The 26,974-nt window shown below is 37.7% G+C and carries 26 protein-coding genes and 1 pseudogene; 22 read left to right on the forward strand and 5 right to left on the reverse strand.

Annotation, left to right across the window (positions count from 1 at the left end):
* Window positions 1-99: 99 nt before the first annotated feature.
* The 4 genes from purR (at window position 100) to IGK96_RS00270 (ending at window position 8,690) form a co-directional block, all read left to right on the forward strand.
* Complete coding sequence (gene purR / locus IGK96_RS00255; protein ID WP_002381336.1) at window positions 100-921, forward strand: pur operon repressor; 822 nt, start codon at window positions 100-102, stop codon at window positions 919-921.
* A gap of 201 nt (window positions 922-1,122) precedes the next feature.
* Complete coding sequence (gene glmU, locus IGK96_RS00260; protein ID WP_016618502.1) at window positions 1,123-2,508, forward strand: bifunctional UDP-N-acetylglucosamine diphosphorylase/glucosamine-1-phosphate N-acetyltransferase GlmU; 1,386 nt, start codon at window positions 1,123-1,125, stop codon at window positions 2,506-2,508.
* Window positions 2,509-2,948: 440 nt separating this feature from the next.
* The gene (locus IGK96_RS00265) at window positions 2,949-6,875 is read left to right on the forward strand and encodes a 5'-nucleotidase C-terminal domain-containing protein (RefSeq protein WP_113821085.1); all 3,927 of its coding nucleotides are present in this window, start codon (window positions 2,949-2,951) and stop codon (window positions 6,873-6,875) included.
* A 135-nt stretch (window positions 6,876-7,010) separates the two neighbouring features.
* Complete coding sequence (locus IGK96_RS00270) at window positions 7,011-8,690, forward strand: peptide ABC transporter substrate-binding protein (protein ID WP_002361487.1); 1,680 nt, start codon at window positions 7,011-7,013, stop codon at window positions 8,688-8,690.
* 46 nt (window positions 8,691-8,736) lie between these two features.
* Here the strand turns inward: IGK96_RS00270 and IGK96_RS00275 are convergent, their stop codons facing one another.
* On the reverse strand, window positions 8,737-8,961 hold the full coding sequence (locus tag IGK96_RS00275) for a DUF896 domain-containing protein (RefSeq protein ID WP_002356070.1): 225 nt from the start codon (window positions 8,959-8,961) through the stop codon (window positions 8,737-8,739).
* A gap of 14 nt (window positions 8,962-8,975) precedes the next feature.
* A complete protein-coding gene (locus IGK96_RS00280; RefSeq protein ID WP_010828457.1) occupies window positions 8,976-9,962 on the reverse strand; it encodes an LLM class flavin-dependent oxidoreductase in 987 nt (328 codons plus the stop codon).
* 399 nt (window positions 9,963-10,361) lie between these two features.
* Between IGK96_RS00280 and IGK96_RS00285 the strand changes: the two genes are divergently transcribed.
* The 6 genes from IGK96_RS00285 to IGK96_RS00310 all read left to right on the forward strand — a co-directional run bounded on the left by IGK96_RS00285 (window position 10,362) and on the right by IGK96_RS00310 (window position 18,044).
* Window positions 10,362-11,336 (forward strand): Abi family protein, encoded by a 975-nt coding sequence (locus IGK96_RS00285; RefSeq protein ID WP_002407578.1) that lies wholly within the window; start codon window positions 10,362-10,364, stop codon window positions 11,334-11,336.
* A gap of 244 nt (window positions 11,337-11,580) precedes the next feature.
* Window positions 11,581-12,195: a Holliday junction branch migration protein RuvA gene (ruvA, locus tag IGK96_RS00290; RefSeq protein ID WP_002361491.1), complete on the forward strand. Its 615-nt coding sequence runs from the start codon at window positions 11,581-11,583 to the stop codon at window positions 12,193-12,195.
* Window positions 12,196-12,207: 12 nt separating this feature from the next.
* Complete coding sequence (gene ruvB, locus IGK96_RS00295; RefSeq protein WP_002381340.1) at window positions 12,208-13,224, forward strand: Holliday junction branch migration DNA helicase RuvB; 1,017 nt, start codon at window positions 12,208-12,210, stop codon at window positions 13,222-13,224.
* 141 nt (window positions 13,225-13,365) lie between these two features.
* Complete coding sequence (locus IGK96_RS00300; RefSeq protein WP_010707934.1) at window positions 13,366-14,064, forward strand: N-acetylmannosamine-6-phosphate 2-epimerase; 699 nt, start codon at window positions 13,366-13,368, stop codon at window positions 14,062-14,064.
* Window positions 14,065-14,241: 177 nt separating this feature from the next.
* Window positions 14,242-16,581: an alpha-glucosidase gene (ygjK, locus tag IGK96_RS00305; RefSeq protein WP_071646506.1), complete on the forward strand. Its 2,340-nt coding sequence runs from the start codon at window positions 14,242-14,244 to the stop codon at window positions 16,579-16,581.
* 545 nt (window positions 16,582-17,126) lie between these two features.
* Window positions 17,127-18,044 (forward strand): helix-turn-helix domain-containing protein, encoded by a 918-nt coding sequence (locus IGK96_RS00310; RefSeq protein ID WP_010713649.1) that lies wholly within the window; start codon window positions 17,127-17,129, stop codon window positions 18,042-18,044.
* Between the two features lie 44 nt (window positions 18,045-18,088).
* Here IGK96_RS00310 and IGK96_RS00315 read toward each other — a convergent pair whose 3' ends face one another.
* The 3 genes from IGK96_RS00315 to IGK96_RS00325 all read right to left on the reverse strand — a co-directional run bounded on the left by IGK96_RS00315 (window position 18,089) and on the right by IGK96_RS00325 (window position 19,500).
* Window positions 18,089-18,526, reverse strand: a complete 438-nt coding sequence (locus IGK96_RS00315) for a type II toxin-antitoxin system HicB family antitoxin (protein WP_010707936.1) — start codon at window positions 18,524-18,526, stop codon at window positions 18,089-18,091.
* A gap of 33 nt (window positions 18,527-18,559) precedes the next feature.
* On the reverse strand, window positions 18,560-18,742 hold the full coding sequence (locus tag IGK96_RS00320) for a type II toxin-antitoxin system HicA family toxin (protein WP_002367585.1): 183 nt from the start codon (window positions 18,740-18,742) through the stop codon (window positions 18,560-18,562).
* A gap of 104 nt (window positions 18,743-18,846) precedes the next feature.
* Window positions 18,847-19,500, reverse strand: coding sequence for a Crp/Fnr family transcriptional regulator (locus tag IGK96_RS00325; protein ID WP_002356081.1), 654 nt, complete (start codon window positions 19,498-19,500; stop codon window positions 18,847-18,849).
* Window positions 19,501-19,773: 273 nt separating this feature from the next.
* Here IGK96_RS00325 and IGK96_RS00330 point away from each other — a divergent pair, with 273 nt between their 5' ends.
* The 12 genes and pseudogenes from IGK96_RS00330 (at window position 19,774) to IGK96_RS00385 (ending at window position 26,741) form a co-directional block, all read left to right on the forward strand.
* On the forward strand, window positions 19,774-20,667 hold the full coding sequence (locus IGK96_RS00330) for an SDR family oxidoreductase (protein ID WP_010775474.1): 894 nt from the start codon (window positions 19,774-19,776) through the stop codon (window positions 20,665-20,667).
* Between the two features lie 12 nt (window positions 20,668-20,679).
* Window positions 20,680-21,252: an alkaline shock response membrane anchor protein AmaP gene (amaP, locus tag IGK96_RS00335; RefSeq protein ID WP_113821086.1), complete on the forward strand. Its 573-nt coding sequence runs from the start codon at window positions 20,680-20,682 to the stop codon at window positions 21,250-21,252.
* A 12-nt stretch (window positions 21,253-21,264) separates the two neighbouring features.
* Complete coding sequence (locus tag IGK96_RS00340) at window positions 21,265-21,456, forward strand: DUF2273 domain-containing protein (RefSeq protein WP_002356087.1); 192 nt, start codon at window positions 21,265-21,267, stop codon at window positions 21,454-21,456.
* Window positions 21,457-21,468: 12 nt separating this feature from the next.
* Complete coding sequence (locus IGK96_RS00345) at window positions 21,469-21,981, forward strand: Asp23/Gls24 family envelope stress response protein (RefSeq protein WP_002383483.1); 513 nt, start codon at window positions 21,469-21,471, stop codon at window positions 21,979-21,981.
* Window positions 21,982-22,039: 58 nt separating this feature from the next.
* A complete protein-coding gene (locus tag IGK96_RS00350; RefSeq protein ID WP_002356090.1) occupies window positions 22,040-22,600 on the forward strand; it encodes an Asp23/Gls24 family envelope stress response protein in 561 nt (186 codons plus the stop codon).
* 23 nt (window positions 22,601-22,623) lie between these two features.
* The gene (locus IGK96_RS00355) at window positions 22,624-22,866 is read left to right on the forward strand and encodes a GlsB/YeaQ/YmgE family stress response membrane protein (protein ID WP_002356092.1); all 243 of its coding nucleotides are present in this window, start codon (window positions 22,624-22,626) and stop codon (window positions 22,864-22,866) included.
* A gap of 165 nt (window positions 22,867-23,031) precedes the next feature.
* A complete protein-coding gene (locus IGK96_RS00360; protein WP_071646508.1) occupies window positions 23,032-23,547 on the forward strand; it encodes a hypothetical protein in 516 nt (171 codons plus the stop codon).
* Between the two features lie 39 nt (window positions 23,548-23,586).
* Window positions 23,587-24,101 (forward strand): annotated as a pseudogene (locus tag IGK96_RS00365) (hypothetical protein).
* Window positions 24,102-24,256: 155 nt separating this feature from the next.
* Entirely contained in the window at window positions 24,257-24,772 is a 516-nt protein-coding gene (locus tag IGK96_RS00370) for a hypothetical protein (protein WP_010707941.1), read from the forward strand.
* Window positions 24,772-26,163 (forward strand): DUF2974 domain-containing protein, encoded by a 1,392-nt coding sequence (locus tag IGK96_RS00375; RefSeq protein ID WP_010707942.1) that lies wholly within the window; start codon window positions 24,772-24,774, stop codon window positions 26,161-26,163. Before IGK96_RS00370 ends, IGK96_RS00375 begins: the two co-directional genes overlap by 1 nt.
* Complete coding sequence (locus IGK96_RS00380) at window positions 26,160-26,465, forward strand: hypothetical protein (protein WP_002356099.1); 306 nt, start codon at window positions 26,160-26,162, stop codon at window positions 26,463-26,465. The genes IGK96_RS00375 and IGK96_RS00380 overlap by 4 nt, the downstream gene beginning before the upstream one ends.
* 9 nt (window positions 26,466-26,474) lie before the next feature.
* Complete coding sequence (locus tag IGK96_RS00385; RefSeq protein WP_025189271.1) at window positions 26,475-26,741, forward strand: hypothetical protein; 267 nt, start codon at window positions 26,475-26,477, stop codon at window positions 26,739-26,741.
* Window positions 26,742-26,974 lie beyond the last annotated feature (233 nt).

Here is a 26,974-nt window from a genome sequence, read left to right on the forward strand (position 1 = left end):
GAAATGGCGAACTATTTTCAGTTATTTGAAAAAAATCCTCGAATTTTTCGGTTAAACCCCTTATAATAAGGAACGATAGAATGAAAAGGAGTGACGAATTTGAAAATTCGGAGAAGTGAACGATTAATCGATATGACCCAATATCTTTTAGATCATCCCCATACATTGGTTTCTTTGACATATTTTGCTGACCGATACCAATCTGCCAAGTCTTCCATTAGTGAAGATTTAGCAATTGTTAAAAAAACATTTAAAGAACGTGGAACAGGTATTTTAGAAACGATTCCAGGCGCTGCAGGCGGTGTCCGCTTTATCCCTGAAATTCCTTATGAGGAAGCGGAGCAGTTGATTATGGATTTATGTGATCGTTTGTCAGAACAAGATCGCTTATTACCTGGGGGCTATGTTTATCTTTCAGATTTACTTGGGGAACCGAATTTATTAAGACAAGTGGGCCGGATTATTGCTTCTAAATATTTAGGCAAACAAATTGATGCGGTAATGACCGTTGCGACCAAAGGAGTGCCAATTGCGCAAGCTGTGTCTTATTACTTAAATGTTCCGTTTGTGATTGTTCGTCGCGATTCTAAGATTACTGAAGGTTCAACGGTGAGCGTGAACTATGTATCAGGGTCTTCAGAACGTATCGAAAAAATGGAACTTTCAAAACGCAGCTTAAAACGCGGCTCAAAAGTTTTAGTCGTGGATGACTTCATGAAAGGCGGCGGCACCGTCAATGGTATGAAGAGTATGATTGAAGAATTTGAAGCAGAACTTGTGGGCATTACCGTTTTTGCTGAGTCAAAATTCAATGGCCGTCGTGCAATCGATGACTACACTTCGCTATTGTACGTGGAAGATGTGGATACACAAACAAAAACGATTAGCGTAGTCCCAGGAAACTATTTCACAGAGAAATAATTTGAAAAAGAGCGTGGAAATGGTCCATTCCATTTTCAGGTTCTTTTTTTCTGTTTTATTCCTTTAAAAAAAGATGAGAAAATAAATTGGTCTACCTTTTAAATGCCTTATTTTGTTGAAAAAGACAAAAGAGTAAGATAAACTAGAAAAGGTATAATGAGGATGATTTAGAAGAAAATCAAACAATTTAGTTAATTTGAGGTGGCAAACGTGGAAAATAGATACGCAATTATTTTAGCAGCTGGTAAAGGAACACGCATGAAATCTAAACTTTATAAAGTATTGCATCCAGTTGCTGGTAAACCAATGGTCGAACATATTTTAGATCAAGTAGAACAAACAGAACCAACAGAAATCGTGACAATCGTTGGACATGGGGCGGAAATGATTAAAAGCCATTTAGGCGAACGTAGTCAATATGCCTTACAAGCTGAACAATTGGGAACTGGGCATGCAGTCATGCAAGCACAAGAGTTATTAGGTGGTAAACAAGGAACAACATTAGTTATTACAGGGGATACGCCGTTATTAACTGCAGAAACCTTGAAAAATTTATTCGATTACCATCAAGGTAAGAATGCAAGTGCGACTATTTTAACAGCGCATGCGGAAGACCCAACAGGCTATGGTCGAATTATTCGTGACCATGTGGGTATTGTTGAACGAATCGTGGAACAAAAAGATGCCAGTGAAGAAGAAGCACGTGTTCAAGAAATTAATACAGGAACCTTCTGTTTTGATAATGAATCATTGTTTGAAGCGTTAGCGAAAACAGATACAAACAACACACAAGGGGAATACTATTTAACAGATATCATTGAAATTTTGAAAAAAGAAGGCAAAGCTGTCGCTGCTTACCAAATGGCAGACTTTGACGAAGCAATGGGTGTAAATGATCGTGTTGCTTTATCCACTGCTAATAAAATTATGCATCGTCGTTTAAATGAAATGCATATGCGAAATGGTGTTACATTTATTGATCCAGACACAACGTATATTGATGAAGGCGTGGTAATTGGTTCAGACACAGTCATTGAAGCGGGAGTCACTATCAAAGGAAAAACAGTGATTGGCGAAGATTGCTTGATTGGCGCACATTCAGAAATCGTTGATAGTCACATCGGCAATCAAGTGGTTGTTAAACAGTCTGTGATTGAAGAAAGTGTGGTTCACGAGGGGGCCGATGTAGGTCCGTATGCACATTTACGTCCTAAAGCAGATGTGGGGGCAAACGTACACATTGGTAACTTCGTGGAAGTAAAAAATGCAACAATCGATGAAGGCACAAAAGTGGGCCATTTAACATACGTTGGTGATGCAACATTAGGCAAAGATATTAATGTCGGTTGCGGCGTTGTTTTTGTTAATTATGATGGCAAAAATAAACACCAAACAGTCGTGGGTGATCACGCGTTTATTGGCTCTGCAACGAACATTGTTGCGCCAGTCACGATTGGTGATCATGCGGTGACTGCTGCTGGTTCAACCATCACAGAAGATGTCCCTTCAGAAGATTTGGCGATTGCCCGGGCACGTCAAGTGAATAAAGAAGGCTATGCTAAAAAGTTACCTTATATGAAGGATTAACCTCAAATAAAAAAGAACGCTCTTTTGCTTAAGCAAAAGAGCGTTCTTTTTCCTCCTTAAAGACTAGACCAATTGCTGCTAGTATTTGTTTAGAGACATTCAAGGGCTAGACCAATGCTGTTTATTCGGTATTTTTAGTTATTTTTTTCAAAAAAATAGTTTTTGTTCCGCTTTTCCAATATAAAAAGACTTTCTTTTTTATAAAGTTCGTGTTTTGGTCAAAATTACTATTTTTTTCACAAACAAATCCGCTATATTGTCCAAAAATAAAAACAATTTACAGGAAAAACATCTTATTTTAACGGAATTTACTGTTTTTTATTTAACGGATATATTATGATAGGAAAAGAAGAGCAGCGTGATGGGGGAAGGCTCTTTTTGTTGTTTGTTACTTTGACAATTGTTTGTTGCAAATGGGTTGAAACACAAGGAGGAAATTTGTGAAAAAGTTGAGCTTTAAAAAAGTGAAGTGGGGCATGCATTTTTTAATGGCTGTTGCGTTGATAGCGCCAAGCGTTACTAGTACGGCATATGCAGTAGAAACAACGAGTCAACAAAGTTCAGAAGCAGTAACAAGTACCACCGATTCAAGTAGAAAACAAGAACCAGTCATTACACAGGAAACAACAGACATCAAACAAGAAGCACCAAATCAGGCTACGAGTGACAGTGTCAAGCAGTCACAAGAAACCACAGCACCAACAGAGACGACGAATTTAGAAACGTCAACCGCTGAAAAAGAAGAAACGAGCACGCCGCAAAAAATAACAATTTTAGGTACGTCAGATGTTCATGGTCAATTATGGAATTGGTCTTATGAAGATGATAAAGAATTACCAGTTGGTTTGTCCCAAGTAAGTACAGTCGTCAACCAAGTCCGGGCACAAAACCCAGCAGGCACCGTTTTAATTGATAATGGCGACAATATTCAAGGCACTATTTTAACAGATGACTTGTATAATAAAGCGCCTTTAGTGAATGAAAAGACCCATCCAATGATTACCGCCATGAATGTGATGAAGTATGATGCAATGGTTTTGGGGAATCATGAGTTTAATTTTGGTTTACCGTTAATCCAAAAAATTCAAAAAGAAGCCACTTTTCCAATCTTGTCTGCGAATACCTACAATAAGGATGGTAGTCGTTTTGTTGAAGGGACTACCACGAAGGAACTTGATCTTAATCAAGATGGGCAGCCAGATTTAAAAGTTGGGATTATCGGCTTAACAATCCCGCACATTCCTTTGTGGGATGGCCCTCGTGTTACTTCGCTTAATTTTTTACCTTTGAAAGAAGAAGCAGAAAAAGCAGTTACTGAGTTGAAAACTAACGATCAGGCTGACATTATTGTTGCTTCGATTCATGCGGGACAACAAAATAGTGATCCGGCTGCCAGTGCCGACCAAGTAATTGAAAATGTCGCGGGGATTGATGCGTATATTCTGGGTCATGACCACCTTTCTTTTACCAAGCAAGGAGCAGCGCCGAATGGAAAAACTGTACCGGTAGGGGGACCTAAAGATACAGGGACAGAAGTTGTCAAAATTGATCTTTCAGTTGCTAAAAATGCCGATAAGTGGGAAGTGCAAGAAGGTACAGCAACGATTGTACCAACAACGAATGTTCCAGCAGATGAAGCAGTTAAGGCAGCGACAAAAGAATACCATGAAAAAACGCGAGCGTTTATTCAGGAGGAGATCGGCACAGCAACAGCTGATTTTTTACCAAAACAAGAAATTAAAGGAATTCCCGAAGCACAATTACAACCAACAGCGATGATTTCTTTAATTAATAACGTTCAAAAAGAAGTAACGGGCGCACAATTAAGTGCGGCAGCGCTGTTTAAATACGACAGTAAATTACCTGCGGGGAAGATTTCCTATGCCACGATTTTTGATATCTACAAATACCCGAATACCTTAGTGAGTGTTCCCATTAACGGTGAAAACTTACTGAAGTATTTGGAAAAACAAGGGGCGTACTATAACCAAACACAGCCAGATGATTTGACCGTTAGTTTTAATCCAAACATTCGTGTATATAACTATGACATGATTTCTGGAGTGGACTACAAGATTGACATTTCAAAACCAGTGGGTGAACGAATTGTAGATGCGAAAATTGACGGCCAACCGTTGGATCCTGCCAAAGAATATACGATTGCTATGAATAATTATCGTTACGGCGGTTTAGCTAGCCAAGGGATTCAAGTAGGAGAACCTATTAAAAATTCTGATCCAGAAACCTTACGAGGAATGATTGTTGATTATATTAAGAAAAAAGGAACGCTTGATCCAGAACAAGAAATCGAACGAAATTGGTCAATTATTGGGACAAATTTTGATGAAAAATGGCGTGCCAAAGCAATCGAATTAGTGAATGACGGCACTCTTCAAATTCCGACTTCTCCTGATGGACGTACACCAAACGCCGCCGCTATTACGAAACAAGATGTCCGTAATGCGGGCTTTGATTTAGATAATGCATATACCATTATGCACACAAATGACGTTCATGGCCGACTAGAAGCAGGGAAAGGCGAATTAGGTATGGCGCGTCTAAAAACCTTTAAAGACCAAGAAAACCCAACCTTGATGGTGGATGCAGGGGATGTTTTCCAAGGATTACCAATCTCCAATTTCTCCAAAGGCGCGGATATGGCCAAAGCAATGAATGAAGTTGGTTATGATGCCATGGCGGTGGGAAATCACGAGTTTGATTTTGGTTTAGAGATTGCACTAGGTTATAAAGACCAACTGAATTTTCCGATTTTATCTAGTAATACGTATTACAAAGATGGCAGTGGACGGGTTTTTGATCCGTATACAATCGTAGAAAAAGCTGGGAAAAAGTTTGCCATTGTAGGTGTGACGACCCCAGAAACAGCAACGAAAACACACCCGAAAAACGTGGAGAAGGTAACATTTAAAGACCCGATTCCAGAAGTAGAAGCAGTGATTAATGAAATTAAAGAGAAGTACGCGGATATTCAAGCTTTCGTGGTTACTGGGCATTTAGGCGTAGATGAAACGACGCCGCATATCTGGCGTGGTGATACGCTAGCAGAAACCCTTAGTCAAACATATCCTGAGTTAGATATCACTGTGATTGATGGACATTCGCATACAGCCGTCGAAAGCGGCAAACGTTATGGCAAAGTGATCTATGCTCAAACAGGTAATTATTTAAATAATGTTGGGATCGTCACAGCACCAGAGAGTGAACCAACTAAGAAAACAGCAAAATTGATTTCAGCAGCAGAGCTGCTAGAATTGCCAGAAAACCCGGCAGTTAGAGCCATCGTTGATGAAGCACGTACGAATTTTAACGCTGAAAATGAAAAAGTAATTGTCGATTATATTCCATTCACATTGGATGGACAACGAGAAAATGTGCGCACACGAGAGACCAACTTAGGGAATTTGATTGGTGATGCGATTATGTCATATGGCCAAGACGCGTTTAGCCAACCTGCTGATTTTGCAGTAACTAATGGTGGCGGCATTCGCGCTGATATTAAACAAGGGCCAATTAAAGTTGGGGATGTCATTGCTGTGTTACCTTTTGGCAATAGCATTGCGCAAATTCAAGTAACCGGCGCTCAAGTTAAAGAAATGTTTGAAATGTCTGTTCGTTCGATTCCACAAAAAGATGAGAATGGCACAATTTTACTAGATGATGCTGGCCAACCAAAACTTGGCGCAAATGGTGGTTTCCTACATGTTTCAAGCTCCATTCGTATCCACTATGATTCCACAAAACCAGGTACTCGCTTGGCTAGTGACGAAGGCAATGAAACAGGACAAACGATTGTCGGTAGTCGCGTATTAGGAATAGAAATTAAAAATCGGCAAACGCAAAAGTTTGAACCATTGGATGAGAAGAAACAATACCGGATGGCTACCAATGATTTCTTAGCTGCTGGTGGTGATGGTTACGATATGCTAGGTGGTGAACGAGAAGAAGGGATTTCACTAGATGCTGTCTTAATTGAATACTTGAAAAGTGCAACCAGCTTGCGGTTGTATCGTGCAGCAACGACGATTGATTTAGCACAATATAAAGAACCATTCCCAGGCGAACGAATTGTTTCTATTTCGGAAGAAGCTTACAAAGAGTTAATCGGTGGAGGAGAGACGCCAAAACCAGATCCAAAACCAACACCAGAAACACCAGTAGCAACTAATAAACAAAACCAAGCGGGAGCAAGACAGAGCAATCCATCCGTAACAGAGAAGAAAAAGTATGGCGGCTTTTTACCTAAAACGGGTACAGAAACAGAAACGCTTGCATTATATGGTTTACTGTTCGTTGGACTTTCTTCTTCTGGCTGGTATATTTATAAACGACGTAACAAAGCTAGTTAGTCATTTTTTAAGAACCGTCCTTCGGGATTGGTTCTTTTTTTATTTTAATGCTTGCCATTTGTTTTTAATTTTAGTATTATAAGAATATTCTAAAAATTAAAAAATGAAGAGTTTTTTCTGTGAAGGGAGAAAGGCATGAAAAGTAAACGTATAAAAGGACTTATCGGGTTAAGTTTAACAACGCTGTTAGTTTTAGCTGCTTGTGGTGGTGATGGGGGAGCTGGCGCCGAAAAAGCAAAGGGCGGATCAGAGAAAACTGCCGCTAAACAAGAATTTAAAGTAGTAGTTCAACAAGAAATGCCTTCTGCAGATTTATCTTTAGGAACAGATACAATTAGTTTTACGGCACTGAATAATGCGTATGAAGGAATTTATCGTTTAGATGATAAAAGCAAGCCGCAACCAGCAGGGGCTAAAGAAAAAGTGCAAGTCAGTGATGATGGTCTGACGTACACAGTGAAACTAAGAGAAGAAGCAAAATGGTCCAATGGTGATCCTGTCACAGCTGCCGATTATGTTTTTAGTTGGCAACGTACAGCAGATCCTCAGACTGGCGCTGAGTATGCTTATTTTCTAGAAATGATTGAAAACGGCGCAGATATTGTAGCTGGTAAGAAACCAGTTTCTGAATTAGGCATTAAAGCAAACGGGGATTACGAGCTAGAAATTAAACTGGCAAAACCAACACCATATTTTGATTATTTACTGGCCTTTCCACTATTTTTCCCGCAACATCAAGCAACCGTAGAGAAATATGGCAAAGATTACGCTGCTTCCAGTGAAAAAGCAGTCTATAATGGTCCGTTTGTCTTAGCTAACTTTGAAGGGGCTGGCTCAGATACCAATTGGACTTTGGAAAAAAATGAAAACTATTGGGATAAAGACAATGTCAAATTAGATAAAATCAATTTTGATGTTGTCAAGGAGGCGCCAACTGCCTTGAACTTATTCCAAGATGGTCAAGCAGACGATGTTATTTTAAGTGGCGAATTGGCCCAGCAAATGGCGAAGGATCCAGAATTGGTTATCGAAAAAGAAGCACGAACCAGCTATTTGGAATTTAATCAGCGAGATAAAAATTCACCGTATAATAATGTGAATTTACGCAAAGCAATTTCAGCAGCGATTGATCGCAACGCATTAGTAGATAAAATTTTAGGCGACGGCTCAGTAGTCGCTACCGGCTTAATTCCAGAAGGGATGTCTTATTCGCCGACAGATGACAAAGATTTTGCTGATGAAAATAAAAAAATTGTTGAATATAGCCCAGAAAAAGCAAAAGAATACTGGGCAAAAGCGAAGAAAGAATTGGGCATAACAACACTCAAAATGGATATTGTTGCCGATGATGTCGATTCTACGAAAAAGCTAGCGGAATATATTCAAGGTACGTTAAAGGATACTTTAGAGGGTATTGATGTAACAGTGAGCCCAGTGCCGTTTTCAGTTCGAATTGATCGAGGTAGTCGCGGCGATTTTGAGACAATCTTAGGTGGTTGGGCTGCGGATTACGCAGATCCAAGTAGTTTCTTAGACCTTTTTGTCACTGGCAATAACTATAATCGCGGGCGTTTTTCAAGTAAAGCCTACGATGAGTTGATCGAGGCTTCAGCCACAAGAGATGCTTCAGATCCTGAAAAACGTTGGGAAGACATGGTTAAGGCTGAGAAGTTATTGATTGGTGAAGAGACCGCTTTAGCACCACTTTATCAAAAGGCGACTGCCCATCTACGCAGTAAAGAAGTGAAAGGCGTCGTTGCCCATGGTGCTGGCGCACAATATGATTATAAGTGGACATATGTGACAGAAGAGTAGTTAAAAAGAGACACAGAATAGTCAAATCGACTGTTCTGTGTCTCTTTTAATCAAAATATTTCTGCTGTTCTTCTTTTAATTTTTCTGGGGTCACATCTTCACCAGTAGGATCATAAATAGTGACGCCCATTAATGTTTTATTGAATTGTTCACGAATGGTCCGCAAATATTCTTGTCGCAAATCGACACGAAGAGCTTGTTCTTCAGATGTTAAACCTTGTTCACGCTCTTTTTGTGCAAGCGTATTAATTCTTTTTAAAACCTCTAACATTTCTCATTTCCTTTCTATAATAATTCTTTTGCTAGGCGTTCAAATGATTGAAAGCGCGTTTGTTTGTCATAACCTGGGGTGATTAGCATTGCTTCTGTCAACCCTAGTTCTTCTTGTTGGTGGAAAAACTCCGCAACTTCTTGGCTACTGCCAATGACAAAGCGTTGTTTATTTTGTTCTAAAACCAGTTTGTCCATTTCACTGTAAGGGAAAGCTAGGGCTTCTTCTGGCGATAAAAATTTATTTGGAAGCCCATGTTCGGTGGCAAAGATATAATGCTCGAAACTAGCCGCATGGTATTCTGCTTCTTCTTTCGTGTCGGCGGCAAAAGTGAAATACGCAGCGCTCACTTGAGGCTCTTGTTGTTCAGTTACTGGTCGGAAATGCTTGTAATATGCTGACAATACTTCTTTGGGCAAATGTCCATGAATAAATTGCGCAAAGGAAAAATTAATGCCATATTCACCAGCTGAACGTGCGCTTTCTTTACTAGCACCTAGTAACCAGGGTTGTGGTAATAGAACTTCCCGCGGAACAGCTGAAATTTTAGAATATAAATGATCTTCAGGAAATGCCTCTCTTAAAAAGAGTAAAATTTCAGGTAATTTATCAAATTGGTCTAGCTGTGGTGGCTGACCATTATTTAACGCCAACGTAGTTAAAGGGCTGCCACCAGGCGAGCGGCCCATGCCTAAATCGATTCGATCAGGATATAAAGCTGCTAACGTTTTAAACGTTTCTGCGACTTTAAATGGCGCATAATGCATGGTCATGATGCCACCCGCGCCAACACGAATTTTTTCGGTGGCACTAGCAATATGTGCAACTAAAATTTCTGGCGTTGCACTGGCAAAGGCGTCTGAACCGTGATGTTCGGCATACCAAATTCTTGTGTAACCAAGTTTTTCCGCTAATTGAGCGAGCTCTTTGGCTTCTTGTAATGTGTCGCTTGCTGATTGATTTTTAGGAACCGTTAATTGATCTAAGATACTTAATTTCATGTATGTAGTCTCCTTTTTGGTTATTTTTTTGAAGCTACCGCTATTATTACGCAAGCGTGTCAAAAAAAACAGTACGCACTTTTTAATTCCCTAGTGAGCGAAAAGTAACAAATAGATGTAGCCAAGGTCGATGATAAAAAATTCTCCGCTATGGCTGTGTGCATTTTGATTTTTTGGACAATGTATAGAAATATACTTAATATTTTTTCTGTTTTTATACAACGTATTGTATTTTTTAGTATAAAAAGCATTTTCTTTAGAAAATTGGGCTATTGACTAGCTACAAAACAAATGATAGCATAGAGATAACCTTAAAGAAGAGCTGCTGTGCGGCTAACCGAGAACGTCTATTAGTTTTTCTAATAGACGTTCTTGTGCTAATTAATAGGAGAACAGTATATGAAGCCTTTTAAAACGTTAGATGAACAATTAGCTATTTTGGAAGCTCGAGGATTGGTTTTCTCGGATAAAGAAAATGCAAAAAAGAAATTATCTTTTTATGGCTATTATGAGATTATCAATGGCTATAAAGACTTCCTTTTGGAAAAAAAGCAAAAAATAACTGACCATCAAGAAGAATGTTTTATAGAAAACAGTACATTTGATCATATTTTTTCTTTATTTATGATGGACAAAACAATAACTTCATCTGTAATTGATGCGACATGTGATGTTGAGATGTATGTAAGAGCAGCTATTTCTTACGTTGTCAGTAAAAATATAGGTGAACAACAAATAGACTATTTGAATAGACGTCATTATCAAAGTGGAAAGAAAAACAAAAACGGACAAGGATATAAAGTTGATCAGCTAATTACAAAGTTTAAAAAGATTATCTACGATGATATAGAACCCATGAAACACTATCGTGGTTATCATGGAAACGTTCCACCTTGGATTATGTTAAAAGGAACAACATTTGGAAACCTGGCTAATTTTTATAAATTACAAAAAAGTGAAAATAAAAAAGAAGTTATAGCGATGATTCTAGGAATACCTAAAGAAATCGTGGATGAAGGGATTACCAATATGTTTACTGACATTATCTTTTTATGTCATAGTTATAGGAATAGAGCTGCACATGGTGGACGAATGTATAACTATCGGTCGGCTAAAGCAGTTATTAGATATAGTGAAAATTTTCATCCCCGAGCAAATATTACTCAGGCAGAGTATAGAAAAGGCAAAGGAATATCCTGTTTAGGTACCCTATTTCATGCATTGACATGGATGGATAATAAAGTAGCTTTAGCAAGGTTACAAGCAGGGGTATCTGTTGCGTTAGATCAGCACTTAAAAGTTTACCCAGAAGATTATGATTTAGTTTTGTCTGAAAGTAATATCAATCCTAAATTTTTACAGCTTTCTAGATAGAATTATTAGACTGAGTTGTACATAAAATTATTGTCTACTAGGGAGAGCGTGTTAATCTGTCTTCTGTTAGTTATTAATTATTGTTTGCTTCATCAATAGAAAGCTGTTTTATAAAGAGTGTTTTCAGGCTATTAGTATAGATTGCTCATAGGAATATTTGCAAACGATGAAGATATCGCTTAAAATAAATGAATCAAGTAAAATGGAACATATGTACGCAATCAGCAATTGGAAAGGTGACAACATGTACGAATATATTATTGGAAAAGTAACGTTTGTTAGCCCATACTATATTGTCGTTGAAACAAATGGCATTGGCTATCAGATTTCAGTTGATAACCCGTACCGCTATTCAGGAAAAATGGATACGGACATTAAACTATATCTTCACCAAGTCGTGCGGGAAGATGCACAACTTTTATTTGGTTTTGGCAGTTTAGAAGAAAAACAATTGTTCTTAAAATTAATCAGTGTCTCTGGAATTGGCCCTAAAAGTGGTTTAGCTATCATGGCTTCTGTGGCTGATCATGGTGGTTTAATCAATGCAATTGAAGGGGAAGATGTTACATATTTAACGAAGTTCCCAGGTGTTGGCAAGAAAACAGCCCAACAAATGATTTTAGATTTAAAAGGAAAACTAGGAGAATTAGAGTCTTCCGAAGCAGCGGTGGCGGCCATGACCGCAACCGAAGTGGTGACAACAAGCAATCAAGCATTGGCAGAAGCGTTAGAAGCATTAAGTGCCCTAGGCTACAGTGACCGAGAGATTAAGCGTATCACTAAGCAATTGGAAGCGTTAGGTGAGACAACGACAGATGTTTATTTGAGCAATGCGTTAAAATTCATGATGAAACGCTAAGGAGGAATAACGATGACAGAAGAAGAACGGTTGCTTTCAGCTGCAAGTCAAGAAGCAGAAGCTTCAATTGAAAAATCGTTACGTCCACAATTTTTAGCACAATATATTGGTCAAGACAAAGTAAAACAAGAACTAACGATTTATATTGAAGCGGCGAAAAATCGGAATGAAGCGTTGGATCATACCCTTCTTTATGGTCCACCAGGTTTAGGGAAAACGACAATGGCGATGGTCATCGCCAATGAAATGAATGTGAACATTCGTACCACAAGTGGACCAGCCATCGAACGGGCGGGAGATTTAGTCGCTATTTTGAACGAATTAGAGCCTGGTGATGTGTTATTTATCGATGAAATTCATCGTTTGCCGCGAGTTGTGGAAGAAATGCTGTATTCCGCAATGGAAGATTTTTACATTGATATCATGGTTGGTCAAGGAACCACGGCACATCCCGTTCATTTTCCATTACCGCCTTTTACTTTAGTGGGCGCTACCACACGGGCAGGGATGCTTTCAGCGCCATTACGAGATCGTTTTGGGATTATTTCTCACATGGAGTATTATCAAGAGCAGGATTTAAAAGAAATCGTTCTTCGTTCTGCGGATATTTTTCAAACGGAGATTTTTGAGGAAGGTGCCTTTGAAATTGCGCGCCGCTCAAGAGGAACCCCCCGAATTGCTAACCGTTTGTTAAAACGTGTCCGTGATTTTGCCCAAGTTCAATCAGATGGCAAAATCGACCGAGCGATTGCAGACAAAGCGTTAACCTTACTGCAAGTGGACCATCAAGGCTTGGATTATGTCGATCAAAAATTGTTGAAAACAATGATTGATTTATACGGCGGCGGTCCGGTTGGTTTAAGTACCTTGTCTGTAAATATCGGTGAAGAAACCGAAACGGTGGAAGATATGTATGAACCCTATCTTATTCAAAAAGGTTTCATTAAACGAACACCGCGAGGACGAATTGCAACGCCATTTGCGTATGCACATTTTGGGTATGATTATTTAGAGGGTCGTAAAAATTAAAAATAAGTCAAAAGAAAGCAAGCCTTAACCGCTTGCTTTCTTTTGTTTCACGTGAAACGTTTGTTCTTATTTAGAAGAGTGGCATATTTCAGCTGTTGTAGGTATACTGTGTTTGTAATCGCTTTTAAATTGGAGGGATTAATGTTGAATAAAGAAATCAAAGGGTCATTAATTGTTTCTTGCCAAGCGTTGGCAGACGAACCGTTGCATAGTTCTTTTATCATGTCCAAGATGGCTTTGGCCGCTAAACAAGGAGGGGCTAAAGGTATTCGAGCAAATTCTGTGGTAGACATTCGAGCAATCCGGAAAGAGGTTGATTTACCAATCATTGGGATTATTAAACGAGATTATCCTGACGCAGAAGTATATATTACCGCAACTATGCGTGAGGTAGATGAATTAATGGCTGTTCAGCCAGAAATTATCGCTCTCGATGCAACCCATTCGAAACGACCAAATGGCGAAACGTTAGCCACATTTTTCAAAAGAATAAAAGAAAAGTATCCTAACCAAGAATGGATGGCGGATTGTTCCACGCTGGAAGAGATGATTGAAGCGGCGGAGTTAGGCTTTGATTATATTGGCACAACGTTAGTCGGCTATACGCCGCAAAGTGAAAATCAGCGGATTGAACAAAATGATTTTGAACTGTTAAGAGAAGCAAAGAAGCATTTTACTACACCAATCATTGCAGAAGGAATGATTGGTACGCCAGCAAAAGTCCAACGTGTTCTGGAGCTAGGTGCCTATAGCGTGGTGGTGGGATCTGTTATTACACGACCGCAAAAAATTACTGAAAAATTTGTGGAAGCTACGAAAATAAAACAGAATCAAGCATAAACTAAATACACTATCGATACACTCGTTATTTTTTGATCAATACACTTCGATACGGTCGCTTTTTTTCTAGAGAAAGTTGAATCTTTCAATAATAAAAAGGGATACACTCCATTTGGCATAGTCCTTGCTGATAATAAATCAGTGTATAAAGCGCTATCATTTTATAGGAGGGGTTTTATGAAGGGTTTATCAAAAAAGAAACGGGTGTCTACTTGGTTAGCGTTAGGAATCACCGTAGTCAGCTGTTTTGCGTTAAGCGGGGAAGTGCAAGCAAGTGTTGAAAGAACAAAAGTTGATGAATTTGCAAATGTTTTAGATGTGAGTGCATCACCAACTGAACGGACGAATGGCGTATACGATACCAATTATTTTAATAATTTTTCTGATTTAGGTGCATGGCATGGCTACTATTTACCTGAAAAAAGCAATAAAGAGCTACTGGGTGGTTTTGCGGGGCCGTTGATTATTGCGGAAGAATATCCGGTAAACTTGGCGGCAAGTTTAAACAAATTAACGGTCAAAAATAAAAAAACGGGAGAAACCTATGATTTAAGCCAAAGCAACCGCATGGACCTGTCTTATTATCCTGGGCGCCTAGAGCAAACCTATGAATTAGACGATCTAACGATTCATTTAGCTTTAATTTTTGTCAGCAATCGAACGGCGCTTATCCAAACGACACTTGAAAACACTGGTGAAGATCCCTTGTCACTTGAAGCAAGCTGGACAGGTGCGGTCTTTGACAAAATTCAAGAGGGAACGGAAACCTTAGATATTGGTACTCGTTTAACTGCTAAAGACAATGACATTCAAGTGAATTTTGGTGAAGTCAGAGAAACGTGGAATTATTTTGCTACGAAAGACACAAAATATACGATTCATCATGCGGATAAAGTTTCAACAAAAATTGATAATCGGAATTATACAGCGACCGCTGAACCAATTGAATTGAAGCCTAAACAAACGTACAACACCTATACGACAGAAAGCTATACTTTTACAAAAGAGGAAGAGGCAAAGGAACAACAACAAGCACCCGAATATACCAAAAATGCGGCGCGCTATTTCAAAGAGAACAAGCAAAGATGGCAAGGATATCTAGATAAAACGTTTGATCAAAAGAAAACAGCAGAATTTCCTGAATATCAAAATGCGCTAGTCAAATCGATTGAAACGATTAATACCAATTGGCGAAGTGCGGCAGGTGCCTTTAAGCATGACGGGATTGTTCCGTCCATGTCTTATAAATGGTTTATTGGTATGTGGGCTTGGGATTCGTGGAAAGCGGATGTAGCAACGGCTGATTTTAATCCTGAGTTAGCTAAAAATAATATGCGGGCCTTGTTTGATTATCAAATTCAAAAAGATGATACCGTACGTCCACAAGATGCAGGAGCGATCATTGATGCTGTCTTTTACAATCAAGACAGTGCGCGTGGTGGTGAAGGTGGCAACTGGAATGAACGAAATTCTAAACCACCATTGGCTGCATGGGCAGTTTGGCATATTTATCAAGAAACCAAAGATAAGGAATTTTTAAAAGAAATGTATCCCAAACTTGTGGCTTATCATAATTGGTGGTATACCAACAGAGACCACAATAAAAATGGGATAGCAGAATATGGAAGCATGGTCAGTGATGCTCACTGGCAAAAAGACGACAAGGATCAAATCATTAAAGATAAAAATGGCCAACCTAAAGTGGATGATGATGCTGTTATTGAAGCAGCCGCGTGGGAAAGTGGCATGGATAACGCTACACGGTTTGACAAAGAAGGTGTGGGCAAAGGCGACGTTGGAGTTAAAGTTTTTGAAAATAAAAATAAAGGAAAAGTAGTGGGGTATTCGATTAATCAAGAATCAGTGGATTTGAATGCGTATCTCTACGCTGAAAAGGGCTATTTAGCTTCGATAGCAGAAGAACTAGGCAAAAAAGAGGACTATAAGAACTATCAAAAAGAAGCGAAGAAACTAAAAAAATATATTCAAGAAAATATGTTTGATGAAAAAACAGGCTTCTTCTATGACTTACAAATAAATGAAGACGGCTCGAAAACAAAATTGTTAGTCAATCGTGGCAAAGGAACAGAAGGCTGGTTGCCGCTTTGGGCAAAAGTAGCGACCGAAGAACAGGCGGCGGCAGTTAAGAAAAACATGATGAATCAAGAAATGTTCAATACCTTTATGCCATTCCCAACAGCATCCAAAGACAATGAAAAATTTGCTGCAACGAAATATTGGCGGGGACCAGTTTGGCTTGATCAAGCCTTGTTTGGTGTAGAAGCTCTTCAAAACTATGACTATACAAAAGAAGCGAAAGAAATGACACAAAAACTCTTCTTACATGCCGAAGGATTGATGGGAGAAGGACCTATTCATGAAAATTATGATCCACTAACAGGGAAGGGCCTAAGTACGAAAAACTTTAGTTGGTCAGCGGCAGCGTACTATTTACTGTATAAAAACACCTTATTAAGTAATAACCCCACAACGCAAACCGCTTTTGAAATAAAATAGAAAAACAGCTCTTGAGAAAATATCACTCAAGAGCTGTTTTTTTCTTCACTTGCTACAATCTGTTTCCTTCTGATTTAATTGAATGTAATTTATTTGTTTTAATAAATATATTTCATTTAATTAAAGAAAATATCCGAAAATAAAAATATATGTACTTTTATTAAAAATGTTATTTAATAAAAATGAAATAGATATTCAAGGAAATTGATTGTACAATGGTTAGTGAAGAGTGGGTTTAACGGAACCGAGTAATAAGAAATAAACTAATATTGAAACCAAACATTGCGACACCTCCTGCTCTGAGTTATATTGAATTTCATTATAAGACAGATATCTTAGTTTCTTCAAGAACGAATTAGAAAAGTTTTTTTAAAATTTGTTGACGTCTAACAATTATAATGTGCGAAAAAATAATTCAAACAAATATATTATTCGATTATTTGATAATATTAAAGTTCATAGAAATAATTTTTTAGAAAATAGTATATTTTAGTTAATAAAAAAATAATACTTAATATTAACTTATTAATAGAAAGGAGCATATTATGGATGTGTTAGAGGCATTAAAGTATTTTAGAAAAAAGAAAAAAATTGCTCAGAAAGATGTTTTACCAAAAAAAGGGAAACAAACCTATCGAAGAATCGAAATTGGTGAAGCCAAGCTAAGTTACGAGGATTTAATGACAGCATTACAGTCACTTGGGATTACCTTTAATGAATTTTTTCATATGGTCTCTGAAACAAGAAGTACGGCTTCATCTAAAATTATGCATCAAATTGAATGTTGTCAAATGGGGTTGAACAATACAAGTGAAAAAAAGAACCTGATTCATTACTTTTATCAATTAGAGCGCAATCCCCAAAAAAACGCAGTAGAGATGTCTATTTATACAGATATTAAGCTAACTTTCAGTAATGATTGGGAGGAAATTCCAGAATTTGATGAAACTGATCGAATGGCAATTCTCGCACTTATCTCTAGCAAAAGCTACTATACATATTACGATTATCAAATGGTGACTAATACAGGGGCGTTATTTTCTGAAAACGAAGTCCTTCAGATTCTTGAGCAGATGTTTCCTGTCAAAGATGCTGAATTACGTGATACCCAAACATTAAATGTCGCCTATGGTTTTTACCTAAATATCATTACAGCGCAACTTTATAAGAAAAATTATGCGAAAGCCCGGGAATATTTAGCGCTAATGAGTGTTACCACGATTCCTGCCGAAATCTACTATATTCATTTTAACTTACGTTATTTAAAAAATCTTACGTATTATCTGTACACTGGCAAAATGAGATATTATAAAGAAGTAATCACCGTTATTGATATGATTGAAAGTTTTGGGGATGCACGTTTGGCGGAAGGCATGAAAAAAGAAATGCTTCAGCTGACGGCTGGTCGGACATTTAATTTAGATTATGGACAATTTCCTGTGAATATTGTCACTGAAAAATAAAAAACACCCCCGCAAGGTCAAGCGTGCGGGGTGCTTTCTCAAGGCTACTTTAAAACATGTAGCGACTTTTCAACGATGGCATCGGTCAAGGTTTTAGAAAAATTCAATTTATTTTTTTTCCCGAGTTCATCAGACCACTTGGGAATGGTGACGGTTTTTTTGACTAACGTATTTGTTCCTAAATAATCATTTAGTTCTACATTTACCATAGAAACAAACGAGTCTGCAAGGTTAAAATTAAAGTCATCGTCATCTCTAAAGGGATTATTATCTTCTAATGACAACGTATTGATAGGAGATGGCTGGTGGATTGTTCTTTGATGTTCAATATCATCAGATAACATCATACCTAAATAATCGGAAGCCATCGCAATTGCATCAGGAATTGTATCTCCTTGCGTACCAGAACCACCTATATCTGGGAAATAAACATAGTAACCATTCTCGACACTGTAGAAACATGCAGGATAACTAATTAGCATGAATGATGCCTCCTTATCAATCATTGAGGAAGGCTATTTCAGCCCTGCCTCTTTTAAAATCCCTATTTCGGTTCCTTTTTTCAATTCTCCGTGTGGGATAATGATGGGTCTTTTGCCAGACATCTCCATTTTTATATGGGAGCCTTTTCCACCATCGGTTGGTAACCAACCGTGCTTTTTTAGCAATTTGACCATTTGTTTTTGTGTCATTGGCATGTGCACAATACCTCCTGACAGGATATATTTTAATACGTGTAATACGTGTTGTCAAGTGGATGAAAAAGTACCCCCGCAAGGTCAAACTTGCGGGGGTACTGATGTTAAACAATAATGTTATCTCTAATCATATCTAAATCTTTAATCAAAATTTTGCGGTTACGTAGTTCAATTGCCCCTAACTCTTTTAGTTGCTGCATCATCCGGTTAACGCTACTAGCAGAAGTTATCCCGCAAAAATGCGCAATTTCTTCATTGGTCACCACGAAATCAATTAAAATACCTTCCTCTGTTTCTACGCCAAATGAATCGTACATTTCATAGATTTGTGTACAAACGGCCCCAAATTTGCCATTCATCAACATTTGCTGCATCTTTTTCATGGAATGCATTAAACGGTCCCGATAGTATTCTTTGACATACATTTGCAAGTCTTTACTATTATTGATATCCCGCCAAAATTGAACACGGTCGATTTGGTAAAGTTCTGCTTGTGGAGATTCGATGCGAATATTAAAAGGTGCATCAATAAATTCTGAATATTCATCACGTAGCAATGAAACAATTTCCAAATTGTTGATATAACGTAAATTAAATTCACGACCGTCTTTGGAAATAACGCTAGTTTTGATGATGCCACTTTTTAAAATATAGGCATAACGATCTTGCAGTCCTTCATAAGTTAAATAATTTTTCTTCTTTTTTACAACGACTCGAAAGGAATGTTCATCTAAGTAGTCTTGTAAAACATTTCTCATTGGCGGTAACTCCTCAATTATCTCTAAATATTTTTGTTTTTGCCTGTTGGGCTTCTTTCTTATTTAAGCGAATTGGACATCATATGTCAATAACAAATGTTGATAAAAAAGGTCAATTAAACGCTATTTTGAAAAATAAAATCAGCTTTTAGATAATTTTGCCAAAAATTTCGCTTAATGAGTATTAAAAATATTTTTTTTATTTTATGTGCTCAAATATTTTTCAAAAAGAAAAAATTGTATTAAGGTAATAGTAGAAAGGGAGGAGATTTAATGACAGAACCAAACTTAAAAGACCCAAGAAAGTTATTTTATAGTGATGGATTTCCGCAACAAGATCAAGAAACTCCCGCATTACAGGACAAAATGGTCCCTAAACCAGATTGTGGGGAAGACAGCTATGTCGGAAATCACAAATTAGAAAATCGTCGGGTATTAATTACAGGCGGTGATTCTGGGATTGGACGAGCTGCGGCGATTGCTTTTGCTCGCGAAGGCGCAGATATCGCCTTACATTTTTTCCCAGGTGAAGAAAAAGACGCCGAAGAAGTGGCGCACTATATACGAGAAGCTGGCCGAAAAGTCATTCTTTTGCCAGCAGATTTAAGAGATAAACAGGCACCTGAAGAATTGGTTGCACAAGCTCGTGAAGCATTAGGCGGCTTGGATACCCTTGTTTTAAATGCTGCCCAACAAATTTCCTGTGCCGCTATTGAAGAATTACCAATGGAACAAGTGATAGACACTTTCCATGTCAATATTATTGCGATGTTTGGCATTGTCAAAGCAGCAGTGCCTCACTTGCCTGCCGGAAGTAGTATTGTGACAACGACTTCCGTCCAAGCCTTTAATCCCAGTGAGCATTTGTTGGATTATGCAGCAACGAAGGCATCAATTGCCAACTTTACCGTTGGTTTAGCAAAACAACTGGCACCAAAAGGCATTCGGGTAAATGGCGTGGCTCCAGGACCAATCTGGACACCGTTACAGTTAGATCATGGACAACCAATTGAAGAGTTGCCAGAATTTGGGCAACATTCTTTACTGGAACGTGCAGGTCAGCCTGCTGAATTAGCCCCTGTTTATGTTTTCTTGGCGTCCAATGATGCAAGTTATGTTACGGCTCAAGTTTATGGCGTAACTGGTGGAGAAGCAATTAATCTTTAGGAGGGATGTTCCGTGAATAAAGTTGTTAAAATACTTTTGCTTCTAGGTTCACTGATTTTAATGGCATTATTTGGCGCGGTGGCCATCACCACTTGGTCAGTCGATACAGCTTGGCAACCACCAGATAATGTCCAATTGTTCTTGCAAGACAACGAGTACGCACGTCAAGCAATCTTTTGGGTAGCGCTGGTTTTACTAGGAATTATGCTCTTTCTATTTTTATTCATTCTTTTATTCCCAAGAAGAAAAGGCACGTTTGAATTAAAAGAAGAGCAAGGAAAGTTAGTGTTACACCGTAAAGCCATCGAAGGATTTGTACGCTCTAGCTTGCAAGACAGTGACTTTCTGGAAGCACCAACCATTCGTGTAAAGGCGACAAAACGGCGCATTAAGGTCAATGTCAAAGGCACACTGAAACGAACGGCAGATTTAATTGGACAAACAGAAGCTTGGTCAAAAACAATGGAAGAACGGCTTGCTCGTTTGGTGGGAACTGGTCACAAGATTACGATTGATGTTCATTTTGAAGATATTCAATCAATGAAACGACCACAACAACAGCAAACACAAGCACGTGTGGAGTAGGAGGGATGTACAATGGTTGAATGGATAAAACAATATGCCGTTCCGTTAATTGGTGGCCTAGTCGGCTTGGTTTTTGCAATCTTGTTTCTGTCAATCGGCTTCTTTAAAACATTGTTAGTAGTACTCCTGACAGGACTAGGTATTTGGCTAGGTTTGTATTTGGAACAGACAGGCATTGTCAAAAATTATTTTCATCATAAATAGGAGGTTTTGGCTATGGAAAATGCAAATGTATCGATTGTTAAAGGTGAGTTGACGTTTGAGGATAAAGTAATCCAAAAAATTATTGGCATTGCTTTGGAAGAAGTCGACGGTTTGTTAACTGTGGACGGTGGTTTTTTCTCGAATTTACGAGATAAAATGATTAACAGTGAAGATGTTACAACAGGCATTCACACCGAGGTCGGCAAAAAACAAGTCGCAGTGGATATGGACATTGTAGCCGAATATGGGAAAGATATCGAGACCATTTATGATCAAATGAAAGAGGTTATTACTCGTGAAGTCCAACAAATGACTCACTTGGAAGTAATCGAAGTCAATGTCAACGTAGTAGATATCAAAACACAAGCAGAGTACCAAGAAGAAAGTGAAACGGTCCAAGATAAACTTGGCAACGCCGCTGAAGCGACAGGTAGTTTTATGTCAAAACAAACCAACAAAGCCAAACATGCGGTAACTAAAGGCAAGACAAAAGTCAAAGAAAACACGGCACCTCGTGTTCAATAATTGGTTATTATTTTATTAAAAATAAAGCAATAATAGAAGAAACTAGGAGGAATGAACCATGAGTAACGAAAAATTCAATAATGTACCAAAACCAGCAGGAAACGGACCACACACACCAGAAGATCATGCAATCAAAGGTGAATTAACATTTGAAGATAAAGTCGTTCAAAAAATTATCGGTTTAGCCTTAGAAAATGTCGATGGTCTATTAACAGTCGATGGCGGCTTTTTCTCAAATATTGCTGAAAAATTAGTAAACACAGATAACGTCACAGCTGGTATTGATACCGAAGTTGGTAAAAAACAAGTCGCTGTTGATATGGATATCGTAGTAGAATACGGCAAAGATATTCAAGACATTTACGAAAAAATGAAAGAATTAATCAGCCGTGAAGTGAAAAAAATGACCCACTTAGATGTGATTGAAGTGAATGTTAACGTAGTTGATATCAAATCAAAAGAAGAATACGAAGAAGATAGCGAAACGGTTCAAGATAAAGTCACAGGCGCTGCCAAAAGTACCGGTGAATTTGCTTCTGAACAAACAGAAAAAGCAAAAAAAGCTGTGAATAAAGGAACAGAACAAGTCAAAGAAAATATGGAACCACGTGTAGAATAAACAGTTAAAGGGAGGAAACAATCATGGGCTTTATTTGGGCATTAATTGTCGGTGGTGTCATTGGGGCAATCGCTGGAGCAATTACTAAAAAAGGATCATCGATGGGCATTATTGCCAATATCATTGCAGGGTTAGTTGGTTCAACAATTGGTCAAGCCATTTTAGGCACATGGGGACCAAGCTTAGCTGGGATGGCTATTGTGCCATCGATTATCGGGGCAGTGATTTTAGTTGCCATCGTTTCATGGATTTTAGGACGAAAATAGAGAAGATTTTTCAGAAGAGTTTGGGCGATTGTCCAAACTCTTTTTTTTATATTCTTTAATATCATTCAGTTTATTAAAATTGGATTAAATATAGCTTTCCTTTGATAGGTGGTTTTGTTAGAATTTAATTAAAAAGTCGTTGCGTGGCAAAAAGGAGGTGAATCAGTGAAACATAGGAAGCAATGGTTAATCGGACTACTCATTATTTTAATCATAGGAATTGGAGGAAAATGGTATATGGACGAACAAGAAAAAGTAAAACTACACGAAATTCAAACAGACTTAGCGAACTATTTGTATAATAACTATCGAATTTATACATTTGATGAGCAAGAAAGAGCACAATTAGAGAAGAAATATAATAAGGGAAATGGAGAATTGAGTTATCGAGAGTATTCAAATAAATTAGATGAAATTGCCAAATACTCCGATATTAAAAAAGTAGAATTTACCAGTTTTGCAGTAGGGCCAATGAAAGGTTTAGAGGTCGAATTTATTATTAACGATGTGTATGAAGATAATACAACATTAAGTACTATCTCAGCAGAAACAGGAAAATTTCGCTATAGTTTTAACACAGGCAACACGATAAATAATTATGTTTTGGAAAGAAAAGAACAGCCAACTTCTGTAACAGTGCCAAAGAATAAAATTATGTATTATGAAGAAGGGATAAAGTAATGGATAACTATCGTACATAAAGAACAAGGAGGTGAATCAGTGAAACATAGGAAGCAATGGTTAATCGGACTACTCATTATTTTAATCATAGGAATTGGAGGAAAATGGTATATGGACGAACAAGAAAAAGCAAAATTACACGAAATCCAAACAGATTTAGCAAACTATTTGTATAATAACTATCGGATTTATACGAGAAATCAAAAAAAGTCGAAGAGATTTATCAAGAGTTTAATAAGGGGAAAGGAAGTATTTCAGAAGAGGAGTATTTTAATAAATTAAGTGCGTTAAGAGAATACTCCGACATCAACAAAATAGAATTTACCAGATTTTCGGTAAGTCCAATGAAAATGTTGAAAGTACACTATACAATAAATAATAAGCTAGATAAACAGACGTATCTCAACACTATTTCCGCAGAGACAAATAAGTTAGTATTCAAAATCGGTGAGCATGAGGGAGAAGGCCCCTATTATCTTGAGAAAAAGCCAACAGCAACCAATTTACCTTTACCAGAAAATTTAGTGACGTATGATGAAGGAGGAATTCGTTAATGGATCAGAATAGAATTTTATCAGATAAGGTCTACGGCGTTCAAAAGGATAAAATAAATACTAAGCTTGAAGGTACTGACTTTATTGTAATCGATGACATATAAAGGAACAAACCAATAAAAATTATCGTACATAAAGAACAAGGAGGTGAATCAGTGAAACATAGGAAGCAATGGTTAATCGGATTACTCATTATCTTAATCATAGGAATTGGAGGGAAATGGTACATGGACGAACAAGAAAAAGCAAAATTACACGAAATCCAAACAGATTTAGCAAACTATTTGTATAATAACTATCGGATTTATACAAAAAATAAAGAAAAATCGGAAGAAATAAAGAAAAAATATAATCGAGGAAATGGTTCAATAACAGAAAAAGAATATCTACAAAAAATGAAAAGTATTAGAGAATACTCTAATATCAACAAAGTAGAATTTACTAGTTTTATAGTAGGACCAATGAATACATTAAAAGTTTATTTTACCATCAACGACGTGTATGAAGAAGAAGTGGATTTAGACACGATATCAGCAGAAACTGAAAAGTTCATTTATAGCATAACAAACGGTACAGGCAAAGGTCCCTATTACATTGAAAAAAAAGATAAGCCCACAAAGAAGAAAATGCCAGAGGACTCAATTGTGTATGATGAAGGAGGGATAAAGTAATGGATAATTACCGGAAAATTTCGAACAAAGTATACGAAGTAGAGAAGGAAAATGTTCAAATCAATGAGAAAATAAAAGGAACAAATCACATTGTAATCGACACCATTGACACCGATAAAGATACCTTCGGATACGAACATGAACCAAGAAGCAACAGCATGCAAGCTATGACGGTAGCGGAAATTAAAGATGAATATAAATCTTGGGACGAAGATGATTTGAAAGACATCAAAGGCTATCCCCAATCCGTAATCAACCAAAATCTCACCATTGTCTACGCTGGTACCAAATCATGGCAAGATTGGAAAACCAATTTTCGAGAAATTGGCTTTAATAACAAACACCAAGCTGGAGCGTTCCAAGCTGCTTTAACATATGCCAGTCAGATTGAGCGCCAATATTCTCCTGAAGCTGGCTATACAATTAACACGACAGGTCATTCTCTTGGTGGTGCCGAAGCAATTTATGTTGCGGTTTTGAAAGGCTACAATGCCATCACGTATGGTGCGGCTGGTTCAGGATTGACAGACGAACAAATTAAAAACTACAAAGGTCAAATTATTAATTTCTATGATACTTCAGATGCGGTCACCAGCAGTTTTGTAACAGGTGGACAAGGGAAAATTCCTTTTTATAGTTTTGGAGTTGATAATTATAGTGGCGTAATTGTCGGTTGGGTTAAAAAGACGTTCGGCCATGATTTGGATATGTTTAAAACTGATGATGCCGGTAATTATATTGATAAATTTGGCGATATTGCTGTCTATTCAGATGGGCATGGTGGCGTTGCAATCGAGCAAACCATCCTGGCGCAGCAGATTTTAGAAAATAAAAATAGAATCCGTGGGCTGGAGACTTACGACGGCACGAATCCTGAGACATTGGCAGAAATCAACCGTTTAAAAAAAGAAAACAAATGGCTTCAAGAACAACTGAAACAATTTAATCAGTTGAATGAATTACGTGTTTCTTTAACGGCGAGCGGTGGCGGATTATCTAGTAATGAACGGATTTATTTAGAAGATAGTCAAGCCTTAGCGGTTGTTAAAGTCGCCGCATCACAATTTGATGTAGCGATGGAAGAGTGCCTACATATTTACAAAAAAGTGATGCAAGAATTACAAGAAGATTGGGAAAACGGATTGCAACTCATTCAACGACATACACCAGAACTTTCGTATGCAGAAATGAGAGAGGCGATGGATCAAGTCCAATGTACGAAACAAACGATGGTTGACCAAGATCTGGAATATTTCCAGCAAAAATTCAGCAAAATCAATCGTATTAGAACTTCATTTGTTCAATTAACCCAACAAATTACCGCTAAAATAAATGAATTGGTTCAGAGAGATCAAGAATTAGCGAACCAACTGAAAGGAGCCTTAACATGACGACAGCCGATGAGCTAGAAAGATGCCGCAGACAATTGCGGGAGTTAGATGAGCAAGAAATGCTCTTAGCTTCTTATCAGAGAAAAAGCCAACAACTCGCTGAAGAAACCTATTATAACATTCAGTCTGCTATTCGAATGATTGCCGAAAATCAGCAACCACTACAACAAGCGAGACAAGCGCTTGGCCGATTAGAATATGACTTTTCAGAAGAAGTAAGTCATGCTAAGAGAAAACTTTACCGTCAGAGGGAAGAGTTAGAAATAAAGTATAGAAAATTAAATGCACAGCGGGAAAGTTAACGAAGGAGGATGTTCATGGAGTTATTGGAGAAATTATGGAAAGAATACCAAAAGAATCTGCAAAAAGTAACAGCGCAGTCTCTCGGTTTATCGCTGTTACAACAACAGAGTAAAAAAGTACAGAAAAGCAAGCGAAGGGAAAAAAATGCTTTAGCACAAGCCAAACGCTCAATAGAAAATGCAAATACTGGCTTAGAAAAGTCGATCCAAGGACAATTTGGCCAAAAAGTAACCGATGTCTTAGACATACAGAGTCAAACTATAGACAGTTTGTAATAGATGTGAACTTATTTTTAATTAAAAGAAAGAGTCCTCAACCATTCGATATTTTGAGAATAGTTGAGGACTCTTTCTTCAACAAAAATCAACAACATTTGTTGAAGTTATTTGTAGATAACGTTTATCATTCACAAATTTACATTTTTTTGTAACGGATATCTCGTATAGTAATAACTGCAAATGAATTTCAGAAAATTTTTTGATAAGTCATCAAAGTGAGGGGATAGCGG

Source organism: Enterococcus sp. DIV0682 (genome assembly GCF_051712685.1).
Classification (GTDB): domain Bacteria; phylum Bacillota; class Bacilli; order Lactobacillales; family Enterococcaceae; genus Enterococcus; species Enterococcus faecalis.